Source organism: Nocardia pseudovaccinii (assembly GCF_050942345.1).
Lineage (GTDB): Bacteria > Actinomycetota > Actinomycetes > Mycobacteriales > Mycobacteriaceae > Nocardia > Nocardia pseudovaccinii.
Genome location: NZ_CP192074.1, coordinates 1,368,203 through 1,384,301, shown reverse-complemented (window position 1 = coordinate 1,384,301; position 16,099 = coordinate 1,368,203). Strand labels below are relative to the sequence as shown.

Annotated in this window: 6 protein-coding genes (1 of these 6 only partly in view); 2 read left to right on the top strand and 4 right to left on the bottom strand. The window is 65.7% G+C overall.

Annotation, left to right across the window (positions count from 1 at the left end; genetic code table 11):
* Window positions 1-12: 12 nt before the first annotated feature.
* On the bottom strand, window positions 13-1,902 hold the full coding sequence (locus tag ACQPZ2_RS06300; RefSeq protein WP_433524692.1) for a hydroxysqualene dehydroxylase: 1,890 nt from the start codon (window positions 1,900-1,902) through the stop codon (window positions 13-15).
* An 82-nt stretch (window positions 1,903-1,984) separates the two neighbouring features.
* Entirely contained in the window at window positions 1,985-3,103 is a 1,119-nt protein-coding gene (locus ACQPZ2_RS06295) for a serine hydrolase domain-containing protein (protein ID WP_433524691.1), read from the bottom strand.
* A 439-nt stretch (window positions 3,104-3,542) separates the two neighbouring features.
* Between ACQPZ2_RS06295 and ACQPZ2_RS06290 the strand changes: the two genes are divergently transcribed.
* Together ACQPZ2_RS06290 and ACQPZ2_RS06285 are read left to right on the top strand one after the other, a co-directional pair.
* The gene (locus tag ACQPZ2_RS06290; RefSeq protein ID WP_433524690.1) at window positions 3,543-4,355 is read left to right on the top strand and encodes a carboxymuconolactone decarboxylase family protein; all 813 of its coding nucleotides are present in this window, start codon (window positions 3,543-3,545) and stop codon (window positions 4,353-4,355) included.
* A 583-nt stretch (window positions 4,356-4,938) separates the two neighbouring features.
* Complete coding sequence (locus ACQPZ2_RS06285) at window positions 4,939-6,279, top strand: helix-turn-helix domain-containing protein (protein WP_433524689.1); 1,341 nt, start codon at window positions 4,939-4,941, stop codon at window positions 6,277-6,279.
* Window positions 6,280-6,336: 57 nt separating this feature from the next.
* Here the strand turns inward: ACQPZ2_RS06285 and ACQPZ2_RS06280 are convergent, their stop codons facing one another.
* Entirely contained in the window at window positions 6,337-6,555 is a 219-nt protein-coding gene (locus tag ACQPZ2_RS06280) for an MbtH family protein (RefSeq protein WP_433524688.1), read from the bottom strand.
* Window positions 6,556-6,581: 26 nt separating this feature from the next.
* A protein-coding gene (locus ACQPZ2_RS06275) for a non-ribosomal peptide synthase/polyketide synthase (protein ID WP_433524687.1) crosses the window boundary here: on the bottom strand, window positions 6,582-16,099 show its end. 15,739 nt of this gene lie beyond the right edge of the window; only the last 9,518 of its 25,257 coding nucleotides appear in the window; the start codon falls outside the window, past its right edge; the stop codon is at window positions 6,582-6,584.

Genomic DNA, 16,099 nt, shown 5'->3' with positions numbered 1-16,099 from the left:
GGCTCTGGTGGGCTACCGGATCGGGTAGCGACGGTCGATGATGTCGAACATATTGGGTTGGCCCGCTCGGTAGAGTTCGCGGTCGACGAGCTTGAGCGGTTCCCAGAGCGGCATGGTGAAGCGCGGGGTGACGGTGGCCGGTCCGGCTGGCGAGCCGGAGGCGTGCAGGATGGCGTTGGCGGCGAGGCGGCCGCCTTCGTTCGCGCCCTCCATACAGGCGACGTTCATGCCGGTCTTGATCCAGTCGCCCGCGAGGAAGAGGTTATCGATCGCGGTGGCGGCGTCGGGGCGGTCGAACCAGGAGCCCGGGTTCTGGATGAAAATGGCGTCGTCGTAGGCGATTCCGGGTGTACCGGCGTCGGTGAGGGCCGGGTCGATCATCCAGGAGTGCAACATTTCGTCGGCGAGCTGGATTTCGCCGTCGTCATTGACGTGCGCCTTGATCTGCGCCCAGGTTTCGCGGGCGATCTCCTCGGGGGTGCACTGCTTGGCGGTCTTGCGGTTGAAGGTGCCCGGCTCCTCCCATTCGGAAATGATGGCGGACAACACATCCTGCACACTGCCGTCGCCGTAGGTGGTCACTGGCCGTCGCCAGAACTGGGCCTCGCTGATCGAGGTCAAGCCCCATGGCGCGTCGTTGTAGCCGACGTGGCCATTGGCCAGGTCGACGCGTTTGCGGAGGAAGAATTGGATGCCGACCATCCAGGCGGCCTGCAGGTTCCGGATGCGCTCGAGATTCGGATCGGCCGCCGCCATATCGTCGGTGAGTACGTCAGGGAACTTGTCGAGCGGGATTGCGGAGAGGTAATAGTCGGCCTCCACCCGATGACGCGCGCCGCCCTGGTCGGTCACGGTGGCGGAGGTGAGGTGCGCGCCATCGCTGTCGAAACCCGAAAGGCGCTGGCCGAGTTCGAAAGTAACACCGATCGAGCGCAGATGGTCGATCCACGGATTGATCCACGCCTCGCTGGTCGGGCCGTTGAGCACGCGGTCGTTGCCCTTGCCGTCGCTGTCGTTGTTCAGGTTCAACACCGACCACACGTACTCCTCACCGACCAGCCCGATCGAATGTGCGCTGCAGTTACGGGATTTGGTGGCGACGAGCTCGCGGATGAAACCGTCGCCGAGGAAACGGTTGTATTCCGGGGACGAGTTGTCCAGGCGCGCGAAATCGGTCCAGGTCACCCGCTCCCACTGCCCCAATTTGCGTTCGGTGCTGCTGGAGACGTAGACGGCCAAGCGCTCCGCGGCGAAAACCGCTTCGTGCAGCGGCAGTCGGAACAGCGATTCGAAGACCGATGCGACGGAGTCGATGAATCCCTTGGGAGTCATCGGGAATTGCGAGAACGGCAGCGGGAACGGCAGCGGGACGGTGAGATTGCGCCGGTCCATGCCCGCGATCATGGCCGCATTGAGTCGGACGAGGTTGTCCCACACGCCGTTCGCATTGCCGGGGAAGGGGATTCGGCGCAGCGTATCGGGCAGATTGTGATAAAAGCCGAAGAAGCTGCGGAATCCGTGTTCACCGGGCAGGTCGTCGGCGTAGATGCTGCGGGTCTTGCCGCCGAAAGCACCGAGCTTCTCGTACACCGTGACCGAGAAACCGCGTTCGGCCAGTTCGTGTGCGGCGGTCAGACCCGCCGGACCCGCACCGAAGATCGCCACGGACCGGCCCGGCTGGGCGTTCGCCCGGCCGGTGGGCGCCAATGTCATGGCGGCGGCGACACCACCGGCCATAGCGGCGTTCCTCATGAATGTTCGTCGCGACTGCTTGGTCCGCATGCTGAATCTCCCGACCATCCGGCCTGCCACGTCCACGTGAGCCGCGCACAGGCGCCTGCGATGTCGCACGATGTTACTGACTATTCTTAACTTAGGAGGACGTTTCGACGATGTATCCACTGAGCGAAATCATGGTCAAATATTCCAAGATCACACATTCACCACATCAACCACGCTGCCACGATGTTGCTATTGATTCTATTCAGGGACAGAGAGCGTGCGAGAGTATGGTCGTCAGATCGGGCATGGCTTTCGGCGACTTGGTATAGGCGTAGGTCACCGCCCGACCATCCGGTGTCGCGCCGGAGACCGTGAGGAATCCGTAGATGCCTCCGGTGTGCCCGACATACTCTGCGCCACAGGGCAGGTGAGTGGAGCCGATGCCGAGTCCGTAGTTCATATCCGCCTGCCCCATCGGCACACCGGTCCGCATCTCCCGCAGTTCGGCGGCCGGGACGACCTGTCCGGCCAGCAGCGCTTGATAGAAGCGATTCAGATCGTCGCCGGTGGAGACCATTCCGCCCGCACCCCACGGCACCGAAGGTTCGATGCGTGACACATCGGTCACCACACCATCGATATCGGCGTACCCCTTGGGATGTGGCCCTCGGATATCGAGCTCGCCCGGCGCGGGCAAGTAGGTGTCTTCGAGGCCCAACGGCTTCAGGATCCGCCGATTCAACTCGTCGACATACGCCGCACCCGTAACCCGTTCGACCAGCACATCCGCCACGATGTAATTCGAATTGCTGTACTCGAACCGCGCACCGGGCGCGAAATCCGCTGGCCTGCTGAGGATTATCGCGATCTGCTCGGCGGGTGTCATGATCCGTCCCGCCAGCGCCGCCGTATACTCGTCGACGCGCGGGTCTTCGGTGAGCTCCGGCAAACCGCTTTGGTGCCGCAGGATCTGGCGCACGGTGATCGCCCGCCCATCGATCCCCTCGCCCCGCAACAGCCCCGGCAGATAGTTATCCACCGGCTCATCGAGCCGAATCTTGCCCTCCGCCACCAACTGCAACACCACCGCGCTGGTGAACGTCTTGCTGATACTGCCGATCCGCACCCGCTGCGGCGGCGCGACCGGAATCGGCGCGCGAGCGCCGATATCGGCGACTCCACTCGTGAGCGTGACCGTCTTCCCGTTCTCGGTCAACGTCGCGATCATCCCGGTGACACCACCCTCGACCGCACGATCGATATCCTCCTGGACCACCCGAATCCGCTCCTCCGAAACTCGCACCGGCGCAGCGGAATCCGTGGCACATCCCGAAAGCAGAGCAACCACATCAACAGCGATACCTACCGTCACAAGGCGCATGCCTCGACGCTAGGAATATTCCCCGCCCCACACATCGGGGTCGCTCCCTGAGATCTCCCCAGGGAGGCCCCCTAGTACCACCGGGTGATCGTCTGCCGCCCAGATATGAATCGAGCCGGATCCGAAGGACAGACCGGTCGGCAGGTGCCGAAAAGAGCCGCCACAGCGAGATCCGTTCGTCGGTCCATCAGCCATCTGCTGCGGCCCGCCGGCCGATGGCGAAACGAAATCTGCCCGTCCGTCAGTGCACTGCTTCGTTGCCTTCCACCAAGACACCTGGTGCAAGCTCGAACTCGCCCCGTCGGACAGCCGCCCGCTGTGTGAACTCGCGGACGGTTCACTGGGTGAGGTCGGGGAAGACGGATGGCTCGAGGCTCCGGACAGCCGCTACGATTCAATGCTTGCGTTGGAGCACACTCCAACTTCTAGAGTTCGGGGCATGACCAACACACAGGCCTCTACCAGCAATGATCGTTTCGAGCGCGGACTGGAGCTGCTTCGGCAGGTCGGCGGGCAGGAGCGGCCCGCGGTGCTGGACAGTCTCGCGGATATCGCACCGGACCTGGGTCGGCTGACCGTCGAATTCGGGTATGGCGACATTCTCTCCCGGCCGGGGTTGACGTTGCGGCAGCGGCAGTTGGCGACGGTGTCGGCGCTGGCGGCGATGGGAAATGCCGCGCCGCAGCTGCGTTTCCATATCGACGGGGCACTGAATGTGGGGTGCACACGGGAGGAAATCGTGGAGACGCTGATCCATGTCAGCGTGTATGCGGGGTTCCCTGCCGCGCTGAACGGACTGGGTGCGGCGCGCGAAGTGTTCGACGCCCGTACCGATCTCCCCGCACCGGCCGAACCGGCACCGGCACCGGCACCGACCGGTGACCGGTTCGAGCGTGGGAGCGCCAAGCTCGCCGAGATCGACGGGCACGCAGGCGAACAGGTCATCGCCTCGCTGCGCGATATCGCGCCGGATCTGGGGCGCTACATCATCGAGTACAGCTTCGGCGATATCTACTCACGGCCCGGTCTGGATCTGAAGACCCGTGAGATGGTCACCGTCGCCATGTGCACCGCGCTGGGCTCGGTGGCGCCGCAACTGGGCGTGCACATCCACGGCCTGCTGAACGTCGGCGGCACCGAGACCGAGGTCGTCGAAATCATCACGCAGATGGCGGGTTACGCCGGATTTCCGGCCGCGCTCAACGCAATCACAGTGGCACGCGCGGTTTTCGCGGAGCGCTCGGGCAACTGACGCGCAGGTAACGCCCGATCGATTCGCCGTGGCACCACAGCGATAAAGGTTGCCCCGATGGCCTTTTCGGCCCATCCCGGTGCGGCACTCTCTGCGGATGAGCGCCGCACCGGAACCCCCATCAGGGCCGCGGGTTATCTCTCGGCAGCGCGCCGGTAGCAGTGCGCGGAGGCGGCCAGATATTGGCGGCAGCGGGCGCCGTGTCCAGCGTGCACGGAGAGGATGAAACGCGCCCGGTCATCACTGAGGCCAACCGGCTCTTGATTGCAATCGCGGCTCTGCACCAGCCACAATTCCCGGATATCCGAATGCAAAACGTCCATTGTTCACCTCCACCGAAGAGATAAGTGCACCCGGCACCGGCAGCACCACCGGAACCCGCCGTCGACGCTGCGGATCGGAACAGCGTCGGGACCGTGCGTCGGGTTCCGGAGAGCCGGCACCCCCGAAAGGGTTTGGGGTACAAACCCGGTGCCGGGTACTGCTTCAGCGTGCACGTTGCGATTCGGTGGATAACAGAGCCGAATGCGATAAATGGGAGTAATTTCCGATTGAATCAGCCTGCTACGAGGGGGCGGCACCTATGGTTGAGGTCGACTGGACCGGCGAAGACGTACTCGCTCTTCGCGTGGCGATGAAGCGGAGTCGCTATGAGTTCGCGCGCCTGGTGGGCGTCACCCCGCGCACCGTGATCTTGTGGGAGAACGGCCGGACAACCCGGATGCATGCCGCAAGCAGACGTTTGCTCGATCGAGTGCTCTCGGAGGCCGATTCGGTCGTCGTCGCGCGATTCGAGCGCGCGGTCGCGAGCCCGACGACGGCCCGCGATGCCGAAGAGACGAGCCCGGCGCTCGATCGGATACAGCTCGGTAGGGACATCGGGCTCGACAAGGAAGTCGAGGATGACGACGTGAGAAGGCGATTGCTGTTGGCCTGCATCGGTGCGGGCCTGGCCGGTCAGGCGGCCGATATGGTCGCGAGCGAACCGGAGAAGATGCTCGCCACCCTGGACGCGGGCTCGATGAGCGAACGACGGCTCGGCCTGCTCGAGCAATCCGTCGATGCCCTTGGCACCCGCGTCGTGCAGGTGCCGCCGCACGAGTTGCTGCAGGCCACGCTCGACCAATTCCGTGCGGTCCGCGGCTGTCTCGCGGAGCGGCAGGCGACCCATCATCAAATCCGACTGGTCCGTACGGCCGGGCGCCTGGCGAATGTCGTCGGCGAAATTCTGTTCAATGAGGGTCATTTCGGTCAGGCGCGATTGTGGTACACCACCGCAATTCACGCTGCCCAGGACATCGGAGATCGCTATTCCGAGGACATCGCACTGGCCGGATTGTCGTATTTACCAACCTATAGCGATAATCCGAAGGAAGTTTTGAACCTGCTCAGCCCGCGCCTCGAAGAAAATCCGGGCAACGGTCCGGCGGCGGCCTGGTTGTGGGGAATGGCGGCCCGCGCGCACGCCAGCCTCGGTAATTCCGACGGCTTCGCCCGCTGCATCGCGAGGTCCGAGCGGGCGCTGGAAAATGTTCCCGCGGAACAACTCTCGATCGGCATCTTTTCCTTCCGCCCGGAGAAGCTCGCCTTCTATCAGGCCATTGGCTACTCCCGATTGGGCCGCGCCGAGCAGACCGCCCTGGCATCCGAGCGAGCTATCGGGCTCTACGACCCGAGCGAGACCATGGAACCGGCACTGGTCCGGTTCGAACACGCCACCGCGCTGCTCGCCTCGGGCGAGGTGGACGAGGCCTGCGCGGTGGCGACCCGCGCGATCACCAACGGCCACACCTACGTCGGACTCACCGTCACCAAGCGCGCGAAACAATTCGATACCGCGCTGTCCGGTTTCCAGGGTCGCGCGGTCGCTGATTGGCGCGAGCAGGCTCGGATGATCGTCAATACTCCGCGCACCCGGGCATGAGGAGGTAGGGCGCACCGGTCGGCAGGGGGGATGTACGAACCGGCGCACCCTACCTATTCAGTTGGCCTCGGGTCGCATCGCGGTGATGAGTGAATTGGGACGCATATCCAGCCAGTGGGATTCGACGTACTTCAGGCAGGAGCGACGCGCGGCCGCGCCGTAGGCGATGGTCCAGCCGCCGGGAACGGCGGCGAAGATCGGCCACATGGAGTGCTGGCCCTCGGCATTGGTCAGGACGTAGAACTGGGCGTCATCGTCGTCGAACGGGTTGATCATCTGGTCGGCCTTCCTGGTGGGAGAGTTCAGGCCCGGTCGGCGTGTGCCAAGACATTCGTCAGGACGTGGCCGATGCGGGCGAGGGCGGATTCGGAGGTCATGCGCCAGTGCGTGGCCTGGACGGCATGGTTGTGCACGGTGCCGTCGACCGCGTCGGACCACCCGGCCGCGCCGGTGGCCCCGGTGGGGTCGTCGAGTGCGGCGGTGAAGTAGACGAGATTGCCCTTGTAGGGCCGTGGCCGGTAGCGGGTGATGAGTTCCAGTGAGTGCGTGCCCGCGTCGAGGAGTCGGCCGAGCCGGTCGACTCCGAAGGAAGCGAACGGTTCCGGAAGTTCGGCGATGCGCCGGGCGAGCCGACTGCGATCGAGTTCGGTATCGGTGTCGTCGGCCTGTTCGCCGAGCAGCCCGCCGAGCAGATCGGCCATCGGCACCGTCGCAGTCTCGTCCACCGTGCTGTGCAGCGGGCTGTCCATCATGGCCAGCAATGCGACATATTGGCCCTGGTCCTGTAATTGATTCGCGACGGCGTGTGCGAGTACGCCGCCGAGCGACCAGCCGAGCAGGTGGTAGGGGCCCTCGGGCTGTACCGCGCGGATTTCGCGGACGTAGTGTCCGGCCCAGTTCTCGATGGAATCCGGAAGCGGTGCAGCGGAATTCAGTACCGGGGACTGGATGCCGTAGATGCCGCGTTCCGCATCGATATGTGCGGCCAGACCCGCGAACGACCAGGCGACGCCGCCGACCGGGTGGATGCAGAACAGCGGTTCGCGAGAGCCTCCGGGGCGCAACGGTAGCAGGACATCGAAGGCCGCTTGCGCGTCGACGCGACCGCGGCCGCGGCGGTGCAGTTCCAGTTGTGTGATCAGGTCCGTGGGTGTCGGCGCGGCGAACAGCCATATCACCGGGATCTGTTCGGCGAGTGCGGTACTCAGCTGGGCTGCGAGTCGGGTGACCAATAGTGAATTACCGCCACGTTCGAAGAAGTTGTCGTCCATGCCGATTCGCTCGACCTCCAGCGACTCGGCGAAGACTGTGCAGACCAGCAGCTCCAACTCCGTTTCCGGAGCGCGGAATTCTCGGGTGCCCAACTCGGGCTCTGGCAGTGCGCTCCGGTCGACTTTGCCATTGGCGTTGAGCGGCAGGGCATCCAGTTGGATCAGCACGGCCGGAACCATGTAGCTCGGCAGGGTATCGGTCAGTGCGGATTTCAGCGCGTTCGGCTCGATCGGCTCGGTAGCGGTGAAATACCCGACCAGCAGGTCACCGCGATGGGCGATGACGACGGCCTCGGCGACCGCCGGACGTGAGCGCAGCGCGTGCTCGATTTCGGCGAGTTCGATGCGGTAGCCGCGCACCTTCACCTGGAAGTCACGGCGCTCCACGTATTCGAGGTTGCCGTCCGCACCCCAGCGGACCATATCCCCGGTTCGATACATCCGGGTGCCGGGTGCGCCGAACGGGTTGGCCACGAACCGTTCCGCGCTCAGGTCGGGCTTTCCGTGATAGCCGCGGGCCAGCTGCGCGCCGCCCAGGTACAGCTCACCGGTCACACCCGTCGGGACCGGATGCAGGCGGTCGTCGAGTACGTAGACCTGGTTTCCGGATTCGGGTGTGCCGATGGGGACGACCGTCTGGCGAATACCGCCGCCGGTGCGGAACCGGGTCACCGAGACCGCCGCCTCGGTGGGGCCGTACAGGTTATCGATCCTGGCAGTGGTACGTGCGCCGATCCGGTCGACGGTCGCGGCGGGCAGTGCCTCGCCGATGACGAGCAGTCGCCGCAGCGATCTCGGCAGTCGCTGGTCGCCGCTGACCTCGGCCAGCATGGCCAGCAGCGCTGGCACCAGCGTCACCGTGGTGACCGAGGCGCGCCGGATCAGATCCAGCACGCTCGCCGGATCACGCTGTGCGCCTTGTGGTGCCAGCACCACTCGGGCACCGGTGCGCAAGGCCCACCAGAATTCCCAGACCGAGAGATCGAAGGCGGCCGAGGTCATCAGCAGTGTGGCGCCGTCGGCTTCGAGCGCGTATTCCGTTTGCAGCCAGTCCAATTGGTGTGCGACCGCCGCGTGCGGGACGGCGACGCCCTTCGGGGTTCCGGTCGATCCCGAGGTGAAGATGACATAGGCGGTGTGTGCGGGAGTCAGCGTCGACGGCCGCTCCTCACCACGAATCGGACTGCTGTCGAGGACACCGGCGGCAACCGAGATATCCAGCACCACATCGTGATCCGCCACCGACTCGGGCAGCATCGGCCGCTCGGCCGAGGTCAGCACCAGCGCCGGGTTCGCGGCGGCGAGTACGCTCGTGGTCCGGTCGAGCGGGTGGGCCGGATCGAGCGGGACATACGCGCCGCCCGCGGTCACCACCGCGTACATTGCGACCAGCAGGTCGACACTGCGCGGAATAGCCAGGGCCACCAGCGATTCCGGGCCGATACCGCGGCCGATCAGCGCGCGGGCGAGCCGGTTCACCCGTGAGGAGAACTGGCCGTAGGTGACCACTACGGCGTCATCGACAATCGCTACCGCATCGGGCGTCTCGGCGACCTGCGCCTCGAAGGCCGCGATGAGGGTAGTGGTAGCGAATTCGTATTCGGTCCGATTCCAGGACACCAGCATCCGGTCGCGTTCGGCGGTGTCCAGTAGCGCCAGATCTCCGACCGGCAGCCGCGGTTCGGCACAGATGGCGGCCAGCAGGCGTTGCAGTCGTCCGGCGAGACCGGCGACCGTGGCTTCATCGAACAGTGCGGTGGCATAGGTGATCGAAGCGGCCATGCCTGCCGCATTTCCATCCGGACCGTAGCGATCGGTGACGACCAGATGCAGGTCGAATTGCGATATTTCCGAGTCGAAATCGACTGCGGTGGCCGTCGATCCGTCCAGTGCGAATTCCGCCTCGGCCTGGTTGTGGAAAGAGAAGCCGACCTGGAACAGCGGATGCCGTGCGGTCGAACGCTCCGGATTCAGTACCTCGACCAGCCGCTCGAACGGTACGTCGGCATTGGAGAAGGCGGCGACATCCGCGGCGCGCACCCGATCCAGGAGTTCGGTGAAACCGGTAGCCCCGTCCACCTGGGTACGGAGCACGAGCGTATTGACGAACATGCCGACCACATCGTCGAGTTCGGCCGCACCACGGCCCGCGACGGGAGTACCGACGGCGATATCGGCGCTGCCGGACAGGCGGGCCAGCAGTACCGCGAAGGCGGCGTGCAGGACCATGAACAGTGTCGCCCCGGTGTTCCGGCCCAGATCCGCCAATCGCGACTGCATATCGGCGTCGATGGTGAAGTCGACATGCCGACCGCGGGTGGAGACGATGGCGGGTCGGGGGCGGTCGGTCGGAAGCGTGAGTTGTGCGGGCAGTCCGGTGAGGGTTGCGGTCCAGAACCCGAGTTGCTGAGAGATCAGCGAATCCGGATCCTCCTCGCTGCCGAGCAGATCCCGTTGCCAGCGGCTGAAATCCGCGTATTGCACCGGCAGCGGGGTCCACTCCGGTGCATTGCCGTGCTTACGTGCGGCATAGGCGGTCATCACGTCACGTGCCAGCGGTACCAATGACGAGCCGTCCGCGGCGATATGGTGCACGACCACTACCAGCACATGCTCACCGAAATCGACGGGACCGGCCACCGGACGGAACAGCCTGGCGCGCAATGGAACCGAGTCGGTGACATCGAATCCGCCACCGACGAAATCCGCGACCGCGGAGCTCAGATCGTCGACGGGCACCGGAATCGGGGCCAGCACCGGCACTCCCGCGTCGGCCATCGGCAGAACAACCTGTACCGGTCCGCTTTCGCGCTGCGGGTAGACGGTGCGCAGCACTTCGTGGCGTTCGACCACGTCGCTGATGGCCGCATCGAGTGCCGCGATATCGAGATCACCGGTCAGTCGTACTGCCAGTGGGATGTTGTAGGCGGTGGACTGGCGGTCGAGGCGGTTGAGGAACCACATGCGCTGCTGTGCCAGCGAAAGCGGGATCGGATCGGTGTCGGCGCGCCGGGCCAGTGCCGGACGTGCATGCGTCGCAGTGGTGTCGAGAGCGGCGGCCAAGGCCGATACGGTCGGGTTCTCGAAGACAAGTCGCACGCCGACCGAGGTCTCCGATCGAGCGCTCAGCCGTGCGGCCAATTGTGTTGCGGTCAGGGAGTTTCCGCCGACGGCGAAGAAGTCGTCGTCGAGACCGACCGCTGCCAGGCCGAGCACCTCGGCGAAGACCTCGGCCACGATCCTCTCGGCGGCCGTCTCCGGTGCACGGAAGGTCGCGGTACGGAACTCGGGTGCGGGCAGTGCCTTGCGGTCCAGCTTGCCGACCGGGGTCAGCGGGATCTCGTCGAGGACCATGATGGCGGCGGGCACCATATAGGCGGCCAGTGAGCGCGCGGCGAAAGCGGTGAGCTCGGCGGTGTCGATCGCTCGGTCAGCTACCACATACGCGACCAGCGAAACCGAACCCGCGGCATCGGTGTGCCCGATCGTCACCGCGAATTCGACGCTCTCGTGGGCCGAGAGCACCGAGTCGATTTCACCGAGTTCGATGCGCTGACCGCGCACCTTCACCTGATAATCGGCACGTCCGACGTACTGGATCGCGCCGGATGCGGTCCAGCGCACCAGATCACCGGTCCGGTACAGCCGTCCGGCCGCTGGACCGTAGGGATCGGCGACAAAACGATCCGCCGTGAGTCCCGGCCGCGCGTGATATCCGCGAGCCAGACCCGGCCCGCGCAAGTACAGTTCGCCGGTCACCCCATCCGGGACGGGTTGCAATCGAGTATCGAGCACCACCGCGGAGATGCCGTGGACAGTGGTGCCCAGATCGAATTCGCCGGGCCGCAGCGGCGCGCTGATATTGGTGATGATCGTGGTCTCGGTCGGGCCGTAGGTGTTGTGGAACGCACGCCCGGTTCCCCAGCGCCGCACCACATCGGGGCCGTACGACTCGCCGCCGACGGTCAGGTGGGTGAGTTCGGGGAGTTCGTCGGAATCGAGTGTCTGCAGCACTGCCGGGGTGATGAAGGCGTGGGTCACCCGTTGATCCCGGATGAGCGCGGTCAATTCCGCGCCGCCGTAGACACCGGCCGGGGCGATCACCAGTGCGGCACCTGCGGGCAGGGCGAGCAAGAGTTCGAGCATGGAGGCGTCGAAGCTGGGCGATGCCACGTGCAGGACGCGCGATGTCGCGGTGACCTGGTAGCGATCCCGCTGTGCACGCGCCACTCCCGCCAGGCCGCCGTGGGTGGCGATTACGCCCTTCGGGGTGCCGGTCGAACCCGAGGTGTAGATCATCCACGCGGGATTGGCCACGCGGACCGGACGTGTCAGCTCATCGGGAGCAATGGGTGCCGCGCTCGAATGCCGCATGCGGGCCGCCGTGGCGGGTGCGTCGAGCACCAGCCATTCGACGGCGTCGGGCAGCATCTGGCGGCACGTAGTGAGCGTAAGGCCGACGGCGGCACCGGAATCCGACAGCATGTGTGCGATTCGATCTGCCGGGTATGTCGGGTCGACGGGGACGAAGGCCGCACCGGTCTTGGCCACCGCCCAGACCGCGAGCATGGATTCGGCGGAGCGCGGTATGGCCACGGCGACGAAGTCCTCGGCGCCGATGCCGTGGCCGATCAGCATTCTGGCCAGGCGGGACGAGTGCTCGTCCAGTGCGCGGTAGGTCAGCGCACCGTCGTCCGAAATCAGCGCCAGGGCATCGGGATTCATCGCAACGGTTGCGGCCATCAGTTCGGCGAGGGTATGCGGCGACACCGGTTCATCGCCCCGCCTGGCCAGCAGTTCCGTCCGTTCGGCCGGAGTGAGCACATCGACGGCCCCGATCGGCGCGGACGGATCGGCGGTGAGTGCGCCGATTACCCGACCGAACCGTCGAAGCAGTCCGGTAGCGGTTGTCTCCTCGAAAAGTTCTGTCGCGTAGTCGAGTTCGATTGCCAGGTGACCTTCGATGTCGAGTTCTGCCGCGACGGTGAACTGGAGATCGAATCGTGCGACCGGCTCATCGAATTCGACAGCCGTCAACTCCAGGCCGGGCAGCGTGAATTCCTCCGTGCCGGTATTCGGATAGCTCAGCGCCACGGTGAACAGCGGATGCTCGGATTGCGTGCGCTCGATGCCGAGTTCATCGACAACGCGCTCGAACGGCACGGTCGCATGGGCGAACGCGGCCAGATCGTTTGTTCTGGTCTCGTCGAGCAGATCGGTGAACGAGCGGGCCGGGTCCGGATATGTGCGCAACACCAGGGTGTTCACGAACATGCCGACCAGGTCGTCCAGCGCCGCCGCACCGCGGCCCGCGACCGGGGTGCCGATGGCGATATCGGCGGACCCCGACAGACGGGCCAGCAATACGGCAAGTGCGGCGTGTACCACCATGAACGGTGTCGCGTTGTGACGCGCGGCAAGCTCGTAAATGCGGGCGCCGACCCCACCGCCGATGCGCGCGCGCACCGTGCCGCCGCGCTTGGACGCGACAGCTGGGCGTGGCCGATCGGTGGGCATAGCCAGTTCTTCCGGCAGACCCCGCAGCGCTTCGGTCCAGTAGGTGAGTTGTTCGGCCGCAACCGAATCCAGCTCGGCCGTCTGCCAGAGCGCGTAATCGGCGTACTGTGCGGCGAGCTCCGGCCAGCCCGGGGTCCCCCCGACCACTCGGGACAGATAGGCCGACAACAGGTCTCGCAGCAGTGGCCCCATCGAATAGCCGTCGGCCGCGATGTGGTGCAGCACGGCGACGAGTACATGGCTGGTCGCGTGCTCCCGCAGCAGTATCGCGCGCACCGGCACCTCTGCGGTGATATCGAAGCCGGTGCCGAGGAACTCGGCGATGCGCTCGTCCACCGAGCCGGGCGTCTCGACCACCAGGGATACCGGGGCCGGTTCGGCGGGCAGGATCACCTGGTGTCCGATGCCGTTCGCATCGGCCGGATATACCGTGCGCAGTGCCTCGTGACGGGCGATCACATCCGCGAACGCGGCACACAGCGCCGCCTCGTCCAACTCGCCCGCGATGCGCACCGCGACCGGGATATTGTGGGCGGCCGAGTCCGGGTCCAGCCGGTTGAGGAACCACATGCCGCGCTGTACGGGCGCGAGCGGAATGCGCTCGGGGCGTGGCCCGGCGATCAGTGGTAGGACCCGGTCATGTGCGTGCGCGGCCAGGCGTGCCGCGAAAGCGTGCACGGTGGGCGCCTCGAACAGCAACCGCACGGGCACCCGACCGAGCCGCTCGCCGAGCCTGGCCAGGACTCGGGTGGCGATGAGTGAGTTGCCGCCGAGGTCGAAGAAGTTGTCGTCGGCACCGATCGGCGACCGCGCGAGTACGGCCTCGAATGCCTCTGCCACCAACCGCTCGACCGGGGTGACCGGCGCACGGTAGGCGACGCTGTCGAATACCGGCTCCGGCAGTGTCTTTCGATCCAATTTGCCGGAGGCGTTGAGCGGGAAGGCAGCCAGTACGACGATCGCCGATGGGACCATGTACGACGGCAACACATCCACTGCGGCAGCCAGAACTGCCGCGCGCACATCTTGTGCGTCGCTCACCACATAGCCGACGAGCCGGTCGCCGACCACGCTGGCCGCGGCCTGCGACACAGCGGGCACCGCCGCGAGTACGGCCTCGATCTCGCCGAGCTCGATGCGCTGGCCGCGGAACTTCACTTGGAAGTCGGTGCGGCCCAGGTACACGAGTTCAGGGGTGACGCCACTCGTGTCCCAGCGGACCGAGTCGCCGGTGCGGTACATGCGTTCGCCCGCGGGTCCGAATGGGTTCGCTACGAAGCGGTCCGCCGTCAGGTCGGGCCTGCCGTGATACCCGCGGGCGAGTTGGGTGCCCGCGAGATACAACTCCCCCGCGACCCCGGGCAGTGTCGGTCGTAGCCGGGAATCCAGCACGTACACGCGGCTGTTCCATTCCGGATTGCCGATCGGCATCACGGTGCGTTCGATTTCACCGGTGACGTCGCGGTAGGTGATGCTCACCGCGGCCTCGGTCGGGCCGTACAGGTTGTGCAGGCGCGCGGAACTCACCGCGCCGAAGGCACGGACGGTCTCGGCGGGCAGCGCTTCGCCGATGACGAATACCGTGCGCAATGTGTCGAGGTCGGCGGCGGTTTCGACATGTCTGGCGAACTCGCTCAACATCGATGGCACGAAATCGGTGACGGTCACGCCGTATTCGGCGATTGCGCTCGCGAGGTACCGGGCATCGCGGTGGCCGTCCGGAGCGGCCAGCACCAGCGTCGCACCGATGCGCAGCGGCAGGAGGTAGCCCCACAGCGAGACATCGAAGCTGGTCGCCGTCTTTTGCAGGTATACGTCTTCGGCGATCAGCTGGTACTCGGACTGCATCCACGTCATCTGGTTGACGATCGCGGCGTGGGAGACGCTGACGCCCTTGGGTTTTCCGGTCGAACCGGAGGTGAAGATCACATAGGCCGGGTTCTGCGGGTGAATCGGCGCGGTCCGCTCGTTCACCGCGATCGGGTCGTCGGCACAGTGAACCAGTGGAACGGTATCGACGCACACTGTCGCCCCGGCATATCCGAAGTCCTGACGATCACGCTCTGTGGTGAGCAGTGCGATAGGTGCGGCGGTGTCGATGATGTGAGCGATGCGCTGGGCAGGATGGTCCGGGTCGATCGGCACATAGGCGCCGCCCGCCTTGAGCACCGCGTACATGGCGACCACGAGATCGGTAGAACGCCGAATCGCCAAGGCCACCAACGACTCCGGCCCGACACCGGTCGCGATCAGATATCGAGCCAGCTGGTTGGTCCTGCGGTCCAGTTCGCCGTAGGTCGTGGTGGTTCCGTCGAAGACCAAGGCGATATCGTCCGGTGTCGCGGCGGCCTGTTGCTCGAATTCGTCGAGCAGCATTTCCGCGACGAACGCGGTGCGCGCGGAGTCGTTCCACGCAGTCACCACCCGTTCCAGCTCACCGGTCTCGAACAGATCGATATCGCCGACGACCTGTTCCGGATGGTCGATCACCGCGCCGAGCAGGCGAATGAAGCGTGCGCCGAACGTCGCGATGGTCGACTCGTCGAACAGGTCGGTGGCGTAGGTGAAGCGCAGCGCGTCATCGGCGACGGTCAGTTGCAGATCGAATCGTGTTGTCTCGTAGCCGATCTCGTATTCGGCGACCATGATGTCCGCCAGCTCCACCGATACGGGAGCGAGATTCTGGAAGAACAGCGCGACCTGGAACAGCGGATGCCGCGCCTCGGAGCGCGGCGGATCCAGCACCTCCACCAGCCGCTCGAACGGCACATCGGCATTGGCGAAGGCATCCAGGTCACCGTCGCGGACCCGACGCAGTACCGCGGCGAAGGAGTCCGCCCCCGCCACCTCGGTGCGCAGCACCAGTGTGTTGACGAACATGCCGACGAGGTCGTCCAGGGCGGCGGCACCGCGACCCGCGATCGGTGCGCCGATAGCGATGTCATCCGTGCCGGACAGTCGCGCGAGCAAGGCGGCCAGCGCGGCATGGACGACCATGAACGGGCTGACGTCGTATCGGGCGGCGATGGCGG